Source organism: Thermohalobacter berrensis, from assembly GCF_003609645.1.
In the GTDB taxonomy this organism is placed as follows: Bacteria; Bacillota; Clostridia; order Tissierellales; family Thermohalobacteraceae; genus Thermohalobacter; species Thermohalobacter berrensis.
On sequence record NZ_MCIB01000001.1, the window covers coordinates 462,356 to 481,596 of the forward strand.

Sequence of the window (19,241 nt, forward strand, 5' to 3'; positions counted from 1 at the left end):
TCCCATACATGTAAACATTACAATGAATTTAATTTAAAATTTAGTAATTTAATAAATCTTCTAAATGTATGAATTAAGCTTTTCTAGTTATAATCATAAATGATGGTATAATTTATATGCTTATCAAACATATGTTTATGTGATATAATTATGTATGGTATTTTTAATAGGGTTACCTCATTTCACTAAGGAGGTTCGTTTATGACTGAAAAAAATAAAAGAAAATCAAGAAAGAAAAAGAAGAAATTTAGTATATTAAGACTTTTTGTAGTAATTATTTTACTTGTTTCATTTATTACAGCGGGTTCAGTAGGAGGATTTGTTATTGCTACCATAAAAACTGCCCCAAGGATTAACCCAACCCAAATGGCTAATATGTTGAATGAAACCTCAATGATATATGATAAAAATGGAAATTTAATTGAAAAAGTACAAGCTAAAGAGTATAGATCAGTTGTAGAACTTAATAAAATACCCAAAAACCTACAAAATGCATTTATTGCAATTGAAGATGCAAGATTTAGGTCTCATTTTGGCATTGATATTAAAAGAATAATAGGTGCACTAATTGCTGACATAAAAGCTGGAGCACCTGTTCAAGGTGCAAGTACTATTACTCAGCAGTTAATTAGAAATTTATATCTATCCTTTGATAAGAAGCTTTCCAGAAAAATTAAGGAAGCATATCTAGCAGTAAAATTAGAAAGAGAATTATCTAAAGATCAAATTCTAGAACTTTATCTTAATACTATATATTTAGGTCAAGGAGCTTATGGGGTTAAAGCAGCAGCAGAAACATATTTTTCAAAAGACGTTTCTGAATTAACTATAGCAGAAAGCGCCATGATAGCAGGTATTACAAAAAATCCTTCAAAATATTCGCCATATATCCTTTTAAAACCAGAAGATCTTAATTCTAAAAAACATTATATTGTGGGATATGTTGATATATTAGGTGAAAGATATACTGCAGTTTTTAATGAAAACTCAGTAGAAAGACAAAGAATAGTTTTAAGTCAGATGAAGGAATATGGTTTCATAACAGAGGAGCAATATAAAAAAGCTTTAAAAGTTGATATGAAAAAGGTTATAAAACCTGGTAAAAGAAAAGTAGAAGGCATTTCCTCTTATTTTACAGATTTAGTAAAGCAAGATGTAATTAATTCTTTAGTTGAGAAATTAGGCTATTCTAAAGAAGAAGCCGAAATGGAGTTATATGCGGGTGGATTAAAAATTTATTCTACAATGGACTTGAACCTTCAGCACAAAGTTGAAAATATATATGATAATTTTGGTAAAATTTTAGTAGGCAATTTAGATAAAAGAAAGGATCCTATTTTAGTTAAAATTTATAAAGATAGATATGGTAATATTATAGATAATGGAAAAATTCTTTATTATAAAAAAGAAAACTTACTGGATAGTAATTATAATCTAGTAATTGAAAAAGGAACATATAGTTTAACGCAAAATGGTAATTTAATAATAGATAATAGAAAAATTAATATTTATCCTAAAACAATAGATATTGATGATTATTATACAATTGATAGCAAGAAAAATTTGGTAACCCATACTGTTGGTTCAATAGACATTCCTAAAAATGCATATAATATAGACAGTAACAGATTAATAATTAAGAAAGACTTCTTAAATAAACATAAGGATTTTTATACTATTGACAAAAATAATAATTTACTACTAAATTCTAGGTATTTTTATATTAATAGAGAAGGTGTAGTTCAACCTCAATCTGCTGTAGTTATTATGGACTATAGAACTGGAGAAATTAAAGCTCTAGTAGGAGGAAGAGATATAAAAGGTAATAGAATATTAAATAGAGCTACCCAGTCACCAAGGCAACCAGGATCTGCCATAAAGCCACTTGCAGTCTATCTTCCTGCATTAGACAATGGTTATACAGCTTCAACGATTATTGATGATATACCACGATATGATAAAGATGGTAATAGATGGCCTAGAAACTGGTATGATCATAGACAATTTAAATATCTAGGATTAACAACTCTTAGGCAAGCAGTTGAACAATCAGTTAATGTTATTGCAGTTAAAGTTTTAGAATCAATAGGAATAGATACATCAATGGAATATTTATCAAGGCTTGGCCTAATAGATCCTAATAATCCTCAAAATGATAATTTTGTAACTAGAAAAGAAAATAGAAGATATAATGACGAGAACTTAGCTTCTTTGGCACTAGGAGGCTTAACGGAAGGTTTGACTCCCCTTGAAATGACAGCTGCCTATGGAGTTATAGCTAATGAAGGTGTTTATACTAAACCAATTACATTTACAAAAATAGTTGATAAAGATGGAAATGTAATACTTGAAAATAAAACAATAAAAAGTAGAGCAGTTGACCCAAAGGTAGCTTATCTTATGACAGATATATTAAAAAGCACAGTAACAAGTGGATTAGGTCATAGAGCTAAGTTATACCCTGGAAATACAACAATTCCTGCTGCAGGTAAAACAGGTACTACACAGAATAAAGCTGATGCTTGGTTCGTTGGATATACACCTTATTATGTAGCTGGTGTGTGGATAGGAAATGACACTCCTCAACTAAAATTAACAACTGGTAGTTCAAAAGCAGCTCAGTTATGGCAAAGTATAATGAAGACAGTTCATGAAAACTATAAACCTAGGGAATTTAATGTTCCTAAAGGATTTGTATCAAAATATATATGTACTGAATCTGGTAAGTTAGCTACAGAGTTATGTAAAAAAGACCCAAGAGGTAGTACAGTTAGAAGAGAGATATTTATTAAAGGTACTGAACCTACTGAATACTGTGATATACATGTAGAAGTTGAAGTTGATACTAGCAACAATAAGCTGGCAAATGAATATTGTCCACCTGAACAAGTTGAAAAGAAAGTATTTATTAAAAGAGAACCACCTTATAATCCTGAAGAACACAATAATTTAGTACCTGCTGACTATCAGTATACTGTTCCTACTGAAGTTTGTGATGAACATGTTGAGGAGAAAAACTTTACTGATTGGCTAGATCAATGGCTATTTGATGAAGAAGATAGAGAAGATGAAGAAAAAGATAATCTGTTCGATCTAATTAAACCTGAAAAAGATAATAAAGAGAAAGAAGAAAATAATCAAGAACAGCCAGAAGAAAATTTAAACATTATTCAAGACTAAAAAAGAGAGGCTTATGTAGCCTCTCTTTTAATTGTTTTTGTCTTTAGGAGGAGATGAATCTTTATCTTTAACCTTTAAAATTTCAGGTCTTAATCTAACTTCAGGAATTGGCTTTCTCATTAGTATAGTAGTTAGAGCCTTCTTATTAAATGGAATTAATGGCCAAAGATAGTTTATACCACCAAAGGATTTTGTTCTTAATATTGTTACTATAAAAATCAGTAAACCGGCAATAAATCCGTAAATATCTAATAATCCTGTAAATACTACTAAAATTAATCTAAATATTCTTATAGCCATTGCAAATTCAATACTAGGGGTTGCAAACATACCTATACCAGCTATTGCCCCATATAATACTGTTTCTGGTATGAACCAACCTACTTTTACTGCAAACTCACTTAATAATAAAGCACCAATTATACCTAAAGATGTTGTTAAAGCATTTGGTGTATGAATTGATGCAATTCTTAACAAATCTAGACCAATTTCTAAAATAATAAATTGAATTAATAAAGGAATAGTCCCAGTTTTCTTAGGCCCAATAAACGATAATGCTTCAGGTAATATAGTCTTATTATTAACTAATAATAGCCACAAAGCTGGTAACATATATGAAAGTATCATAGCTAAAAATCGAATCCATCTTATATAGGTTCCTATAGCCGGATTTTGATAATAATCCTCTGCATGTTGTGTAAAATGGAACATGGTTACTGGTAAAATCATTACACTTGGAGTAGTATCTACAATAATTATTACATGACCCTCTAAAAGATGTGCTGCTGCAACATCCGGTCTCTCAGTAAACTTTGCTTGTGGTAATGGATTCCAATTTCTACCTAGAATGTATTCCTCTAAACTTTTTTCAGCCATTACTAATGAATCTGTTTCTATCTTTTTTAACTTGTCTTTTAAACTTTTTATTAAGTCTTCATTAGTTATATCTTCCATATATCCAATTGCAATATCAGTTTGAGACCTTTTACCAACGTTCAACAATTCAAATCTTAAATTTGGATCCCTTACTCGTCTCCTAATTAATGCTGTATTAAAAACTATAGTCTCAACAAATCCATCCCTTGAACCCCTAGTCACCTTTTCTAAATCTGGTTCTTCTGGACCTCTTGCTGGATATGTTCTTGTATCTACTATTATAGCTTCTTCTACACCATCGATAAATAAAGCAGCGGCCCCCGATAAAATAAAATATTCTATCTTTTGTAAGTCTTTTTCTGAATCACACTCAACATAAGGAATCTTAGTTGTTATTAATTTAGTTATAGTATTTGGAACTATTTCTTCCCTTTTGGATTTTTGCAAAAAAGATAGAATCCAAAACATCATGTCATCTTTTACAAATCCATCAATAAAAAACGCAACTAATTTTTTCCCATCTATATTTATTTCCCTTTTAATTATATCAAAACTTTTATTAACACCTAATTTTTCTTCTAAATCTTTTACTCTTTCCCCAAAGCTAGTTTTCATCTCTACCACCTTTATTAGTTCTATTTAAAATTTCTTGTAAAGCCTTTGTAATTATTGGTGCTCCTATAGTACAATCATCACAGCCGTCCATTTTACCTATATCACCTATTCCAACTATCAAAGGAACTGAATATTTATTTATTATATCAACAGTATCACCATAAAGTTTTTTGCTATCAGTCTCTATTCCATATTTATCAACTGCATTTGGAACAACCTTGCCTCTATAATCTATTGAAAAGTCTACCTCCACTCCATTAACATTTTCAGTATTTGAAGCTACTGCTACTATTCCTAAAATTTCCGTATATTCATTATTTAGAATATCTTTTAGTGCCTTTTCACCCTTTCCAAAACCAGGATGCCCTATATCATCCACCATAACAACTACAGGGTCATATTTAGCTATTTTTATTAACTGGCTAATTTCATCTCCAGTTAATGGTGTAGGGTTACCTGCAGACCTAGAAATACATCTTCCTCCTATATTTTTAGTAGCAATTTCCACAGCTTTTTGAGCTATAGTATCCCCATCTGTAACTAAAATTATTTTTCTTTTTTTTACCATAATACTACCTCTTTCATTTTAACTTTTTGCTTTAGGAGTAAAGATTACTGCCATTATATATCCAAATAGAACAGCAGCTGCTATTCCGCCGGCTGTAGATTGTATACCACCAGTAAAAGCTCCAAGTATTCCATTCTGGTTAACTCCTTTTATTGCACCCTTTGCTAAAGAATAACCAAAACCAGTTAAAGGAACAGTAGCACCTGCTCCTCCAAAATTAACCAAAGGTTCATATATACCTAAAGCCGTTAAAATTACACCTGCTGTAACAAAAGATACTAATACATGGGCAGGTGTAAGTTTAGTTCCGTCCATAAGAATTTGACCTATTACACATATTAGGCCCCCAACTAAAAAAGCTCTTAAATACTCCATCTAAAACCTCCTATTGAACTTTTAACTGATTACATTACTTATAGTAACAGCATGAGCTATCCCTGGTATTGATTCCCCTTGGTTAGCACTTACCGGAGAGTGGAGTGCTCCCGTTGAAACTAATAATATCCGATTGTATTTACCTTTTTTTAGTTCCTTATAAAGATATCCTGCAAAAACTGATGCAGAACAGCCACATCCGCTTCCACCAGCATGAGTATCTTGTCTTTTACCATCAAATATTTCTATTCCACAATCTTTGTATATAGTTGATATATCAATTCCTTTAGTTAATATTAATTCTTCTGCAATGGGTTTTCCTATGCCAGATAAATCCCCTGTAATTATTAAATCATAGTCATCTACATTAAAACCTGTATCTTCAAAATGTTGTATAATTGTATCTGCTGCAGCTGGTGCCATGGCAGCTCCCATATTGTTTACATCCTTAATTCCAGGATCAACTATTTTTCCAGTGGTAACGTGTGTTATATATGGGCCACTACCATTTGCAGATATTACAGCTGCACCAGCTCCTGTAACTGTCCACTGAGATGTAAATGGTCGTTGATTCCCAAGTTCTAATGGAAATCTATATTGCCTTTCTGCAGTACAAAAATGGCTTGATGTTGCACATAATACATTATCTGCAAATCCCCCATCAACTATCATGGAGCCTAAACTTAAAGACTCTGTCATAGTAGAACAAGCTCCATATAGTCCAAAATATGGCCTTTGTAGCTGTCTTACTGCAAAAGATGAAGATATAATTTGGTTTAATAAATCACCTGCTAAAATATATTCTATCTGCTCTTCTAACAGTTTAGCGTTTTTAATTGCCATTTTCATTGCATCTTCTAGCATTTTAGATTCAGCTTTTTCCCAGGAATCCTGGTCATATAAATCATCTTCTAAAATTATATCGAAATATTCTTTTAATGGTCCTTCTCCTTCTTTAGGACCTACTATAGATGCTGTAGAAATTATAGAAGGAGGATTTTGAAATTTCACTGTCTGTTTACCTATTTTTTTTTGAGCCAAAATACACCCTCCTTATTTTGTTATAAAATAATATATAATTCCTATAATTATTGAACTACCAAATCCGTACACTAATACTGGACCTGCAATTGAAAACATTTTAGCAGCAACTCCAAAAATATATCCTTCTCTTTTAAATTCCATTGCTGGTGATACTATAGAATTTGCAAATCCTGTTATAGGGACAATAGACCCTGCTCCTGCTCTTTTTCCGATTTTGTCATATATTCCTATTCCTGTTAATAATGCTCCTATAAATATTAAGGTTATTGCAGTTGCAGCTGCTCCATCTTCCTTATCTAAACCAACATTATTGTAAAAATTTGTTATAATTTGACCAATAGTACATATAATTCCACCAACTATAAAGGCCCAAATACAATTTTTAAAATAACTTGGTTTTGGTATTTTTGAATTAACATATTTTCTATAATCTTTAGAATTAATATTATTCATTAAAAGCCTCCTTATCTTAATTGGCTTAGCTTGGAGTTAACTTTTATATTTGTAATTTTATCTTCAAAGGAATACTTTACTTCATCATACCTAATATTTTTGTCTTCAATATTTTTCCCTAAAAAAGGGTTTTGAATCTCCTTCATATAGTCTTTCATATACATTCACCTTCTAATCGTAATTTATAAGTACTAACCACTGTACTAATGATCCTATTATTTTTCCAAAGGCCATTGACATAAGAACATAGTATAGATGATTTATAATACTAAATCTTCTTACTAGAACTGGAATAACATTTAAAACCTCTGCTAATGCTGCTGCTAATAGACCTATAAATATTCCCATAACAAGTCCTATAGCTAATAAAATTATTTTGTTTATATTTAGAGTTATATTAAGAAAATAAAGTAATGAGACAGTAACTACTGAGACAGTTATTACTTTTTCATATAGGGAGATTTTATGGGTAGAATTTGCAAGTTGTGATAGCCTAGGTACAATATCTAATAAAGTTACAATTGCTGCAAAGGAAGACCCAACCACTACTCCTCCTGATAATCCAAAAAAAGCTAGAAATAATTTTTGTATCAAAATGGCTCACCGCCTATTATTTTTGTTACCCTTTTCATTATCTAAAATATAATTGTCAAGATTTTTATTATATAAATACATTTCTACTTCTAAAGGGCTAGGTTCTTTTTTCCACCTTTTTCTAAAAATATGATTAAAAAAAGTTGCCATTCCTAGTCCTATTCCTATTGAATACGGGATTTGAATTATATATGGTTTTTCGTTTTTTTCTCCAGTAACTAAATAGTATATATTCTTGTGAGCAGATTCCATATCTACATCTTCATGAAAATTTATAATAGTTAATCCGGCACCTATAAAAAGTACTATACATACAGCTAAAATCCTTAAATAGTATGTTATATTACCTTTTATATCACTATATCCTATATCAACTAAAATTTCAGGATTACCAAAAACAACTATATCAACTCCACTATTATTTTTTTTTATTTTTTCTATTATATCTAGCACTGAAACTACAACTGTTTTAGACTTTTTAGGAGTTCTATATATTTTGATATCCTGCAATTTTTTTTGAAGTGACGTATCAAGACAATATACTGTAGCTAAATCTTTTAGTGTTAGAAATTGTCCAGGTTTGGCTTTTATTTTCGGCTCTAACTGTAAAAAAACTTTACTATCTTTTATGAGATATCACCTCACTAATCTGTAGTTATTATAGTTAATTACTAGCTTAGCTCTTTTAGGAATTTTATTTATTGAATTGTTACTTAGGTATATTCCCCATCCTATTGAAATAATTAAAATTATAATAAAAAATATAAAAAGAATTTTTTTAGTAGAAATAACCATATTATCAACTCCATTTTCTTTCATATTTTTATTATGTACTTATCCTATTTTTTTAATGCAAAAAAATAAAGGCATAAAATCATGCCTTTGAAATCATTTTTTTCATATTTTTTAATACTCTTTTTTCTATTCTAGATACTTGGACTTGAGAAATTCCTAACATTTTAGCAATTTCTGTTTGAGTTTTATCTTTAAAGTATCTCATAATTATAATTTGTCTTTCCCTAGGTTTCAATTTACTTATGGCTTGTTTAAGAGTAATTTTATCTAAAACTTCAGAATCCTCTCTTTCATTGCTTCCTATTCTATCTATTAAATGGATGGGAGAACCGTCATTTTGTAATACTACATCATATAAGTACTCTGGCTGATGATTAGAGTCTAATGCCATTACTAGTTCTTCTTTATCTACTTTTATTTCATCAGCTATTTCTTGTATAGTTGGTTCTCTTCCTAGCTTCTTTGTTAACCTCTCCTTAGCACTTTTTGCTTTACCTGCAGTTTGTTTTAAAGATCTACTTACTTTTACAATTCCATCATCTCTTAAAAATCTTTTTATTTCCCCTACTATCATTGGTATGGCATATGTAGAAAATCTTACTTTATATGAAGAATCAAACTTTTGAATCGCTTTAATTAATCCTATACATCCCAATTGAAATAAATCTTCAATATCATACCCTCTGTTAGAAAATCTTTTTAAAACACTTCTTACAAGTCCTAAATTATGATTTACAAGAATTGACTGTGCCTCTTTATCTCCCTCTTGAGCCCTTTCTATTAGCTTAATTGTCTCTTCATGACTTAACAGTTCATGAGACTTCTTTTTTGCAGAGCTTGTACCCATAATATCTACTCCTTAGAAGAAGTACTTTTTAGTTCTTTCACCATCTTTACTATTGTACCTTTCTCAGGTGTAGATTCTATTTCTAATTCATCCATAAAAGTCTCCATAACTGTAAATCCCATACCAGATCTCTCTAATTCTGGTTTAGAGGTATAAAAGGGCTCTTTTGCTTTTTCTATATCTTTAATACCTTTACCTTTATCTTCAACTATTACTTCTAATTTATTATTTTCTATCTTGCACTTTATTATAACAGTACCCTGCGTATTTTCATATCCATGTATTATTGCATTTGTAACTGCTTCTGAAACTGCTGTCTTTATGTCTGCTAACTCTTCAATTGTAGGATCTAATTGAGACGCAAAGGATGCAACAACAAATCTGGCAAAGGATTCGTTTTGTGATTTGCTTGGAATTTCTAACTTCATACTATTTTCCATAATATATCACTCCCTTAAATATTCTCTTTAGCCTTGGTTATGCTGTCAAATATTTTAACAATTTTCAATACACCAGACATTTTAAGTATTTTTTCAACCCTAGGTGATACATTTACTAAACATAACTTTCCACCATTTTGCGATACATTCTTATACCTTCCTAAGATTAATCCAATTCCTGAGCTATCCATAAAATTAAGCTTTTCCAAATCTAAAATAATGTTTTTTAACATATTACCAGAGTAAAATTTATCAATTTCTTTTCTTATGTTTTCTGCAGTATGATGATCTAGTTCACCATTAAATTTTACAATAAGTGTTTTGTCTATTGTTTTAAATTCCAATTGCAAGGTTTATCCCTCCTATTTCCTTGATACTAATACTTTCATATTCTCTAAATCACTGCATTTTCCCTTCAATGAAAAATGTCTTGTTTTGTAATAATTTAAATAATTTTAAATAAAAAAGTAACTATTTGAATATTAAAATTATCTAATTTGTTTGAAAATATTTAATTATTATTAAATTGTTTGTTATAATATGAGTAAACAAAATAAATGGGGTGTTTATATGGTAAAAGCATTATTTACATACAATTACGGAGAAGAAAAAATGAAAAAAATTAAGGATTTAGGTTATGATATAACCTATATACATGAAAGTGAGTTGGTATATAACGAATCAATTGAAGATATAGAAGTTTTGGTTTGTTACAACCCATTTAATACTTTAGATATAACTAAAATGAAAAAATTAAAATGGATTCAGTTATCTAGTATAGGAATTGACCAAGTTCCTCTTGATTATGTTAAAGAAAAAGAAATAATAGTTACAAACAATAAGGGTGGCTATAGTATTCCTATGGGTGAATGGGTTGTCTTGAAAATTTTAGAACTAATAAAAAGGAGTAAATCCTTCTATAACAAGCAAAACTCTAAAACCTGGAAATTAGATACTTCTGTTCTTGAGCTATTTGGGAAGACAGTTGGCTTTATAGGAACCGGAAGCATTGCAAAGGAATCAGCTAAAAGACTGCAAGGGTTTGAAGTAAATATATTAGGTATTAATACTAGTGGAAGGGATGTTGAATACTTTAATAAATGCTATAGTATAAATGAAATTAACAAAATACTTCCACTTTGTGATATTGTTGTCCTTACTATTCCTTATACCGAGAAAACCCATCACCTATTTAATAAATCAACCTTTAAAATGATGAAAAATAATTCTTACTTTATAAATGTTTCCAGAGGCAATATAGTTAATGAAAAAGATTTAATTGAAAGTATCAAGAACCGAAAAGTAAAAGGGGCTGCTTTAGATGTTTTTGAAAAAGAACCCTTAGATAAAAATAGTCCTTTATGGGATATGGAAGAAGTGATAATTACACCACATAATTCTTGGGTTTCTGAAATGAGAAATGAAAGAAGATACAATCTTATTTACAAAAACATGAAAAGGTATATTAATAAACAACAGCTTTTTAATGTTGTAAACTTGAATAAAGGCTATTAAAAAGAAGACCATATTAAATGGTCTTCTTTTTAACTATATAAGAAAAATAGCCACTATTGTTGTTACAATAAGTCCTATTATAACAGGTATTAGATTGCGTCTTGCTAAATCAAACGGGTCTACTCCACATATGGCAGCAGCAGGAATTAAAGCCCAAGGTACTAATGTGCCTCCACCTACCCATATAGCAGCAATCTGACCTAACGCTGTAAGGGTAGCTGTACCTGAACCTATTGCAGTTGAAAATAAACGTGCCACAGAACCAGCAAGAGATATTCCTGAAAATCCTGAACCATCTAAACCAGTTATTGCTCCTACTATAGTTAAAGTAATTGAACCTATAGCTTCATTTAAAGGTACAACTTGTGCTAAAGCTATTCCTAAATCATTAACTAATCCTTGTGAGCTTGAAGGTAATACTTCTCCGAAAACAGAAACAAATCCCATATCTCCCATGTAGAAAAAAGCTGCAATTGGTATAACTGGTCCGAAAATTCTTACACCAAATTGTAATCCTTTTATAAAGTATTTTGTTATCTCTTCTAATCCTTTGTTTTTATGTGCCATCAAAGTAATTAACATAAGTATAAATACTGCTGTCCCACCTACTAAAGCAGTAGCTTCTCCCCCTTGTAAGTTTGCTACATACATAGTTACAACATCTAGTAAGAATAATATAGGGATTAAAAGTGCAAGAATTTTCTTAGTCTTATATTTTAATACATTTTTTAAATCCTTTTTATTACTTGTAGATGTTGTTTTTTCATCTATGTCATTATTTGATTCTATCTTAATGTTTCCTTTTTTTAAGTCTCTTTTTAATAACCAAAATGCAGTTACTGTAGTTATTATTCCCATTGTAAATACTAAAGGAACACTAGCACTAGTTACTTCACTTACTGATAATCCAGCAGCATCTGCAGTTAGTTTTGGTGCACCTTGTATAACAAAATCCCCTGAAAGGGCAATTCCATGTCCAAACAAGTTCATTGCCATAGCAACACCTATAGCAGGGAGTCCAACATTAATGGCAACTGGTAATAAAACTGCTCCTACTAACGCTACAGCAGGTGAAGGCCAGAAAAACCACGATATTATCATCATGAGTATACCTATTATCCAATAAGCCAAAGTAGGTGTTTTGATTAATTTAGCAACTGGTTCAATCATAACTTCATTTATACCGGTTTTTGTCAGTATTCTACTCATACCTACAATAATAGATATTATTAAAATAGTTCCCATCAGTTCCTTTATTGCATAAACAAGACTACCAAAGACCCCTATTACTGACTGTGTTAATGAATTAGTAGATAAGATACCTAAGGCAAAAATCCCTAATATGCAAGCTAGAGTAGTGTCCCTTCTCATAATCATTAGTACCATTATAATAAGTATGAAAATCAAATACACCCAATGTAAAATATTTAATTCAATACCCACTTAAACAACCCCTTCCAGCATAATTTGTACTATATTAACAGATTATGCTGGAAGAAAAATTATGTTCTTAATCTATTTTATATTAACTAAAATCAAAGCAATTATTATCATAACGATAGAAATCTTTTCTTTTTTAGTAAGTTCTTCTTTAAAAAACATTTGGCTACAGATACTGATTACTAAAATAGAACCAGCACTAAAAACAGGAAGTGCTACTGAAGTCTTTACATAATTAAATGCCATAATAAGGAAAAATGAAGTAAATAGGTTGGGTACTCCAACTAAAAATCCAACAATTAAGTCTTTATTAGTAATTTTTTTATTCTTTATTATTGTAAAAATCAAACTAATAATAAAAGCTGTAAAAAACACAAAAAATAAAAACAAACTTTTATACTCTATTAAAGCGTATTTTTGAAATATTTTATTGGAAAATTCTGATATACCACCAAATATAAATAAAAGCAAAAGAGAAACTCGTAAATCTTTGATAACTTCTTTACTAAACGAAACATTAACTATAATTATTGCAACTATAGATAATAAAATTCCAAACCACTGAATTAAAGTAGGAATTTCATTCCAAAATATAATAGACAAAGCCATTGGAACTAATACACCTAACTTGGAAAATGTACCTGCAAGACCTACTCCATTTTCCCTTACACTCTTTTGGTAATATATGAATGATAAAAAGAAAAATACTCCTGCAATAATCCCAACGATTATTGCCCAAATTATACTTGATTGCACTGAAAATATACCTTTATTATGTAGTACTACCTTCTTTGTATCATTTAAAAAGGTGGTAATTGAATATACCTCCTTGAATGTAATCAATCTATCCTTAATTGACATCAATAAACTAACAGAAAATGCTGTAAGATAATTAACGGTTGTAACAGCATATCTATTCACTCTATTTGATTCACTATATTTGAATATCAAAGCTATTGATGCACTACATATAATAGATAAAAAAAGATATACCATTAAAATCTCTCCTTCATTAAAAAAAATTACCAAAATAATTATAACATTAAAAGATAAAAATAAATATATAAATTTGTTTTTATAAATATAAAATTAAATTGTTTAGAAAGTGCACTATTAATAAAGTCTTTGTGGTTTTGACTTTGACTTTCTTTGACCTTCATGTTATAATAAAATTAAATGAAATCTTTTTAGGAGGTGTTAAAATGTTTGATTTAGTACCTTTTAATAGAAGAATGAGAGAGATTGAAAAAATGTTTGACAAAATGGTATCAGATAATTTCTTAAACATTACCTCATTAAATGATATAAGGGTAGATATTAAAGAAAATGATAATGAGTATTTATTAGAAGCAGAAATTCCAGGAGTAGAAAAGGAGCAAATAGAAATTAAATATAATAATAACTATTTGACAATTTCAGTAGAAAGAAAAGATGAGATTAAAGAGGAAAAAGAAAATTATATACGAAGAGAAAGAAGAATGGGAAAAACAAGTCGTTCATTCTACGTCGATGGTGTAGATGAAGATAAAATTAAAGCTAAATATAACAATGGTATTTTAAAAATTACACTTCCTAAATCTAAAAATAATAGAAAAGGCAGAAGTATCGATATACAGTAAAAAATTATATAGTATTTAGTAACTAGCTGAGGGATTAAAATTTCTCAGCTAGTATTTTTTTACAGGCATAAATAACATTATCTAATAATACACTGGTAGTTACACTACCAACTCCACCAGGAACCGGTGTTATTGCTTTAACTTTATCTTTTACTAAGTCGTAATTTACATCTCCACAAATTTTCCCATCATTATCAGTATTAATTCCAACATCAATAACATTATTCTTTTGGCTAAAGTATTCATCACCAAAATATTTAGCCTTCCCTATAGCTGTTATTACAATATCTCCATTTTTCGTTTTTGCAGTAAGATTTTTCGTTTTTGAATTACAGATTGTTACAGTGGCTTTTTTAGCTAATAACATCATGCTCAATGGTTTCCCAACAACTACACTACTATTTACTATAACTGCATTTGCCCCTATTAAAGGTATTTCATAATATTTAAGTATTTCCATTACAGCCTTTGGAGTACAAGGAACAAATCCCTCTAACTCTCCCTCAAAGACCTTTGCTAAATTATAGGGATGCATACAATCAATATCCTTATTAGGGTTTATGATATGTTTAATTACGTTATAATCTAAATGTTTAGGTAATGGCCTAAAAATTAATATTCCATGTACTTTAGGGTTATTATTAATTTCCTTTATTTTTTCTATAAACCCACTCATAGATATATCTTTCTCTACTTGATATAGATAACTTTCTACACCAACTTTTTCACATCTATTTATAATAGCTTTCCTATATGATACATCATCAGCTCTATTTCCTACCTGTACAATTCCAATAGTCGGATTAATACCTTTTAATTTTAAACTTTCAGCTTCTTTTTTAATTTTTTTATTTAGCTTATCAGCAACGGGTTTCCCTTTTAATATGGTAGTCATTAGTTCCCTCCTTGTTAATATACTTTATAAAAAAGTCTTCTATTAAAAATAGAAGATTCTCAAGGTTGACTTTTTTCAAACACATAACAGAAATTATATTTTATCCACAATTTTTATTTGTTTATAATTTCCTATGTGTTATAAAACACAATTTAAAACCTTTTCCTATTTTATATGTACAATTAGATTATAACATACAAAAATATCAATACAAAGCCTTCATTAATAGTTTAAAAGGACACTCTGTTTTTATGCAGAATGTCCTTTTAAAATTAACTTATATTAAATTCATTTAATGACTCTTTTAACTCTTGTACAAGATTTTTAAGTTCTTTACTATATTGATTTATTTCTTCAGCAGCTGCAATTTGTTCCTCAACTGAAGCTGATACTTCCTCTGTCGAAGCTGAGGTTTCTTCTGATACAGAAGAAATACTCTCCATTGCTTCAATTATTTCATTTTTCTCTTCATTTACATCTCCTATCAATTCATTTATCTTTTGTATATTCTCTGAAATTTCCTGTACTGCTTTTCTAGCCTTTTCAAATACTGACTTTGTTTCTGATATAGCATTATTCGAAGTATTTACAGTTGCTTTAGTATTATTCATGCTTTTAACTACATTATTAATTTCACTCTGTATATCTTTTATCATATCCTCAATTTCACTAGCTGAATTACCTGACTCTTCAGCTAATTTTCTAATTTCTTCTGCTACTACAGCAAATCCTCTTCCGGTTTCACCAGCTCTTGCGGCTTCTATTGCAGCATTTAAAGCCAATAAATTTGTTTGCTCTGATATAGAGGTTATTGTATCATTTATTCTCCCTATCTTCTCTGCCTTATTCCCAAGATTATTTACTATTTGTGAAACTTTATTAATTTCATCTATACTTCCTTTAATTTTTTCCTCTAAAGCCATCATTGATTTCATTCCATTATATGCTAATTCTTGTGTTTTAATTGCATTGCTTTTCATAATATTTGAACCTTCTTTAATATTTCCTATTTTTTGAGATAGAAGATTAATTCTCTCAGCACCCCTTTGTGTATCATTAGCTTGTTCTGTAGCACCTATAGCAACGTTTTCCATGGCTTGACCAACTTGCTGAATAGATGTAACAGTCTCTGATGTAATGTTAACTAAGTTATCACTACTTTTTGAAACTTTATTCATTACATTATTTACATTATTTATTAGCCTTCTAAACCCTTTCATCATGTTATTAAAACTATTGGCAAGTAACGCTATCTCGTCATTACCTTTAACAGCTATTCTTGCAGTTAAATCTCCTTTTTCTGCATTAATAAATGAATTTACTATTTCTCTTATCGGTTTTGCAAATCTATTTGAAATTAATATTGAAATAATTACCGAAACTATCACAACAACTATTCCTAATAATTTTATTGTGTTTTTTATACTACTAATACTTTGAAGCAATTCTGACTTTTCAATAAAAGCTATGAATTTCCAACCAGTATTAGATGAAGTATAAATATTAGCTATGTATTCTTTATTATCCATTACAATTTCAAAATTATCATTTTCTATTTTATCAATATTTTTTAGCTTATCTACACCCAACTTTTCTATATTTTTAAAATTTAACTCTGGTTTCTTAGGATGGGCTAATATTGTTCCATTCTCTGTTGTCATTATTATATAACCTGAATTTCCTATGGAAATATCATTTATTATATCAGTAAGTCCTTTTAAACTAACATCTAATCCCTGTACTCCTATTACTTCACCTTCATCATTTTCGATTTTTGTTACAGTACTTATGATAATTGCATCATCAGCTTCAAAATAATATGGAGCTGTTCTAACTATTTCTCCTAGGTTGTTCATAGCTGCCTTATAAAAGGGCCTTTTTCTTGGGTCATATTTTTCCATAGTCTTCCCTTCTGGCCATTGAACATATCCTCCATACTTAGTAGCCATATATACATAAGCTGAATTAGGATGTGTCTTAGCAAAGTTTTCGTAAACTTCATATATTTCAGATGTAAGCCCACCATCTTTAGAAGGTGTCATATTTACTAAACCTTCTTCATCACCAATACTATTAATATAATTAGTAATAGTTTTATCTGCTTTTTGTACAATTGGATTATTAGCAAGATAATTACAGTTTTCTTCAATTCCATCAAAAAACATATTTATTGACTTATCTACTTGATAAAGTTCTCTAGCGGTTGAATTAATGAAATCTTCCTTAAGCCTAGTTTCAATTTTTTGACTAACATATGTGCTAATAGATAAAATCGGAATAATTGTAATTAGTACAAAAACTAAAATAAGTTTATTTCTAAAATTAAACAACTTACTAATATTTTCTTTCATTGGCATCCTCCTTCTAAAATTGAATTTTCATTATAAATTTTAACACAGGGAAATTATAAAGTAAACGAATCTTGTTGAATTTTGTCGAATTTTACAAACAATAAAAGCAGATACCATTTTTGATATCTGCTTTACAAGTTATTCGTTATAATGTTTTAAAAGTTTAATTTATCAAACTTTCATCTATTTCATATCCTAATTTTTTTAAATAATCATAGTTCAAATATTTAGGTAGTTTCCTTTTTGCATCTTTTACAGATTTTATAGCAAAGTCTAAATTAACCATATTTTTATTTGAATAAATTTCATAATTTTCTCTTAAATGTGGTGGTGTGCTAATAAGCATTATAGTATTTGCTCCAGCTTGTAATGCCATAGCTTGAGCATCTGGATTTAATGAGGCAATAGCCGTAGTTGCTGGTAAAAAAACATGTTGACATACTATTCTTGAAATGGCTACAACTTTAAGTGTTAGATTTAAATCACCTGGTTTGTAATTTTCGTAAGGAGTACCTTTAGCGGGTAAAAATGGTCCAAAACCTATCATATGAATTCCATAGTCTCTCTGGAATAATATATCTTCTGCAATATCCTCTAAAGTTTGATTTGGTAATCCTATCATTCCTCCTGACCCTGCTCTGATACCAGCTTCTTTAATTAATTTAGTATGTTTTACTCTTTTATTAAAATCATCGTCAGGATGTATCTGCTCAAATAATTTTCTACTTGCTGTTTCAATTTTTAATAAATAATTATTAACTCCTGCTTCACTAAATAGTTTATATTCATTTTCATCTCTTATACCAATACTTAAAGTTATCCCTAATCTATATCTTTCTTTTATCTTCTTTACTATTGAAAGGATTTTTTCTGTATCATAATATGGATCTTCACCTGATTGTAAAATTACTGTTTTTATTCCTATTTTATAAAGTTTATCAACTTCTTTTAAAATTTCTTCTTCACTCATTCTATATCTATGAGTTTTATTTTTCCTCCTTATTCCACAATAGTTGCAATTTTTCTTACAGTAATTTGAAAATTCAACAGCTGCTCTTATTTCAATTCTATCACCAACACACTCTTTTCTTATTATATCTGCCATTTTAATTAAAGCCTTATACTCTTCTTTCTCAGTTTTTAATAAGTATAATATATCTTTCTTTTCTAAATCTATATTGGCTTCAACTTTTTTAATAATCTCTTTAAAATTATCTGTTATATTTAAATTATAAATTTGGCTTAAATCATATTTGTATTTGTCTTTTAAAGAAAAAATTCCTTCATACTCAATATTATTAGATTCAACAATTTCTTCTACTTTGGAAATATCTTTTTTATCAAATTTAATTGCTGTAGTACAAACCCCTCCAAAACCTTTTGGAGTTGGGATTAAATCATTTTCAATTTGTAATTTGTCCATTAGATCTTTGCTATATAACATCTGAGACTTAGATTCACAGACTAATATATAAGGTTCTGTAATGTTATTTTTAATAAATTTATCTATAAGAGACATATAATCACATCCCTATCTATTATATGTATTACATACTGTTTGATAAAATTTTATCATAATTGAATCAAAATAACAATATTTTATCATTTTTTGTCGATTCAATTTTAAACTAAAA

19 protein-coding genes are annotated in these 19,241 nt (G+C 29.1%); 3 read left to right on the forward strand and 16 right to left on the reverse strand.

What is annotated here, in order from left to right; translation table 11 throughout:
* The first annotated feature begins 201 nt into the window (after window positions 1-201).
* The gene (locus tag BET03_RS02430) at window positions 202-3,180 is read left to right on the forward strand and encodes a penicillin-binding protein 1A (protein ID WP_120166862.1); all 2,979 of its coding nucleotides are present in this window, start codon (window positions 202-204) and stop codon (window positions 3,178-3,180) included.
* Between the two features lie 27 nt (window positions 3,181-3,207).
* Here BET03_RS02430 and BET03_RS02435 read toward each other — a convergent pair whose 3' ends face one another.
* The 11 genes from BET03_RS02435 to spoIIAA form a co-directional block, all read right to left on the reverse strand.
* Complete coding sequence (locus BET03_RS02435; RefSeq protein ID WP_120166864.1) at window positions 3,208-4,671, reverse strand: spore germination protein; 1,464 nt, start codon at window positions 4,669-4,671, stop codon at window positions 3,208-3,210.
* Complete coding sequence (gene spoVAEA / locus BET03_RS02440; RefSeq protein ID WP_120166866.1) at window positions 4,661-5,239, reverse strand: stage V sporulation protein SpoVABEA; 579 nt, start codon at window positions 5,237-5,239, stop codon at window positions 4,661-4,663. The genes BET03_RS02435 and spoVAEA overlap by 11 nt, the downstream gene beginning before the upstream one ends.
* Window positions 5,240-5,257: 18 nt before the next feature.
* A complete protein-coding gene (spoVAE, locus tag BET03_RS02445; protein WP_120166868.1) occupies window positions 5,258-5,614 on the reverse strand; it encodes a stage V sporulation protein AE in 357 nt (118 codons plus the stop codon).
* Between the two features lie 21 nt (window positions 5,615-5,635).
* Window positions 5,636-6,655, reverse strand: coding sequence for a stage V sporulation protein AD (spoVAD, locus tag BET03_RS02450; RefSeq protein WP_120166870.1), 1,020 nt, complete (start codon window positions 6,653-6,655; stop codon window positions 5,636-5,638).
* Between the two features lie 12 nt (window positions 6,656-6,667).
* Window positions 6,668-7,111 carry a stage V sporulation protein AC gene (gene spoVAC / locus BET03_RS02455; protein ID WP_120166872.1) on the reverse strand — a complete coding sequence of 148 codons (444 nt, stop codon included), beginning with the start codon at window positions 7,109-7,111 and terminating at the stop codon, window positions 6,668-6,670.
* Between the two features lie 11 nt (window positions 7,112-7,122).
* Entirely contained in the window at window positions 7,123-7,269 is a 147-nt protein-coding gene (locus BET03_RS13565) for a hypothetical protein (RefSeq protein WP_183108684.1), read from the reverse strand.
* Window positions 7,270-7,282: 13 nt separating this feature from the next.
* Window positions 7,283-7,705 (reverse strand): stage V sporulation protein AB, encoded by a 423-nt coding sequence (locus BET03_RS02460; RefSeq protein ID WP_183108685.1) that lies wholly within the window; start codon window positions 7,703-7,705, stop codon window positions 7,283-7,285.
* Between the two features lie 6 nt (window positions 7,706-7,711).
* Window positions 7,712-8,335 (reverse strand): stage V sporulation protein AA, encoded by a 624-nt coding sequence (locus tag BET03_RS02465; protein ID WP_120166876.1) that lies wholly within the window; start codon window positions 8,333-8,335, stop codon window positions 7,712-7,714.
* Between the two features lie 244 nt (window positions 8,336-8,579).
* Window positions 8,580-9,347, reverse strand: a complete 768-nt coding sequence (gene sigF / locus BET03_RS02470) for an RNA polymerase sporulation sigma factor SigF (RefSeq protein ID WP_120166878.1) — start codon at window positions 9,345-9,347, stop codon at window positions 8,580-8,582.
* A 5-nt stretch (window positions 9,348-9,352) separates the two neighbouring features.
* On the reverse strand, window positions 9,353-9,790 hold the full coding sequence (gene spoIIAB / locus BET03_RS02475; protein WP_279230325.1) for an anti-sigma F factor: 438 nt from the start codon (window positions 9,788-9,790) through the stop codon (window positions 9,353-9,355).
* 11 nt (window positions 9,791-9,801) lie between these two features.
* Window positions 9,802-10,137, reverse strand: a complete 336-nt coding sequence (spoIIAA, locus tag BET03_RS02480; RefSeq protein WP_120166882.1) for an anti-sigma F factor antagonist — start codon at window positions 10,135-10,137, stop codon at window positions 9,802-9,804.
* 220 nt (window positions 10,138-10,357) lie between these two features.
* Here spoIIAA and BET03_RS02485 point away from each other — a divergent pair, with 220 nt between their 5' ends.
* Window positions 10,358-11,302 carry a phosphoglycerate dehydrogenase gene (locus BET03_RS02485; RefSeq protein WP_120166884.1) on the forward strand — a complete coding sequence of 315 codons (945 nt, stop codon included), beginning with the start codon at window positions 10,358-10,360 and terminating at the stop codon, window positions 11,300-11,302.
* A 33-nt stretch (window positions 11,303-11,335) separates the two neighbouring features.
* On the opposite strand, the gene BET03_RS02490 is transcribed toward BET03_RS02485, so the two are convergent.
* Window positions 11,336-12,745, reverse strand: coding sequence for a hypothetical protein (locus BET03_RS02490; protein ID WP_120166886.1), 1,410 nt, complete (start codon window positions 12,743-12,745; stop codon window positions 11,336-11,338).
* Window positions 12,746-12,817: 72 nt separating this feature from the next.
* Window positions 12,818-13,738, reverse strand: a complete 921-nt coding sequence (locus BET03_RS02495; protein WP_120166888.1) for an EamA family transporter — start codon at window positions 13,736-13,738, stop codon at window positions 12,818-12,820.
* A gap of 206 nt (window positions 13,739-13,944) precedes the next feature.
* Between BET03_RS02495 and BET03_RS02500 the strand changes: the two genes are divergently transcribed.
* Window positions 13,945-14,361 (forward strand): Hsp20/alpha crystallin family protein, encoded by a 417-nt coding sequence (locus BET03_RS02500; protein ID WP_120166890.1) that lies wholly within the window; start codon window positions 13,945-13,947, stop codon window positions 14,359-14,361.
* A 34-nt stretch (window positions 14,362-14,395) separates the two neighbouring features.
* Here the strand turns inward: BET03_RS02500 and BET03_RS02505 are convergent, their stop codons facing one another.
* The 3 genes from BET03_RS02505 to hydE all read right to left on the reverse strand — a co-directional run bounded on the left by BET03_RS02505 (window position 14,396) and on the right by hydE (window position 19,126).
* The gene (locus BET03_RS02505) at window positions 14,396-15,256 is read right to left on the reverse strand and encodes a bifunctional 5,10-methylenetetrahydrofolate dehydrogenase/5,10-methenyltetrahydrofolate cyclohydrolase (RefSeq protein ID WP_120166892.1); all 861 of its coding nucleotides are present in this window, start codon (window positions 15,254-15,256) and stop codon (window positions 14,396-14,398) included.
* A 272-nt stretch (window positions 15,257-15,528) separates the two neighbouring features.
* Entirely contained in the window at window positions 15,529-17,607 is a 2,079-nt protein-coding gene (locus BET03_RS02515; protein WP_183108686.1) for a methyl-accepting chemotaxis protein, read from the reverse strand.
* Window positions 17,608-17,770: 163 nt separating this feature from the next.
* Window positions 17,771-19,126: a [FeFe] hydrogenase H-cluster radical SAM maturase HydE gene (gene hydE / locus BET03_RS02520; RefSeq protein ID WP_120166898.1), complete on the reverse strand. Its 1,356-nt coding sequence runs from the start codon at window positions 19,124-19,126 to the stop codon at window positions 17,771-17,773.
* Between the last annotated feature and the right edge of the window lie 115 nt (window positions 19,127-19,241).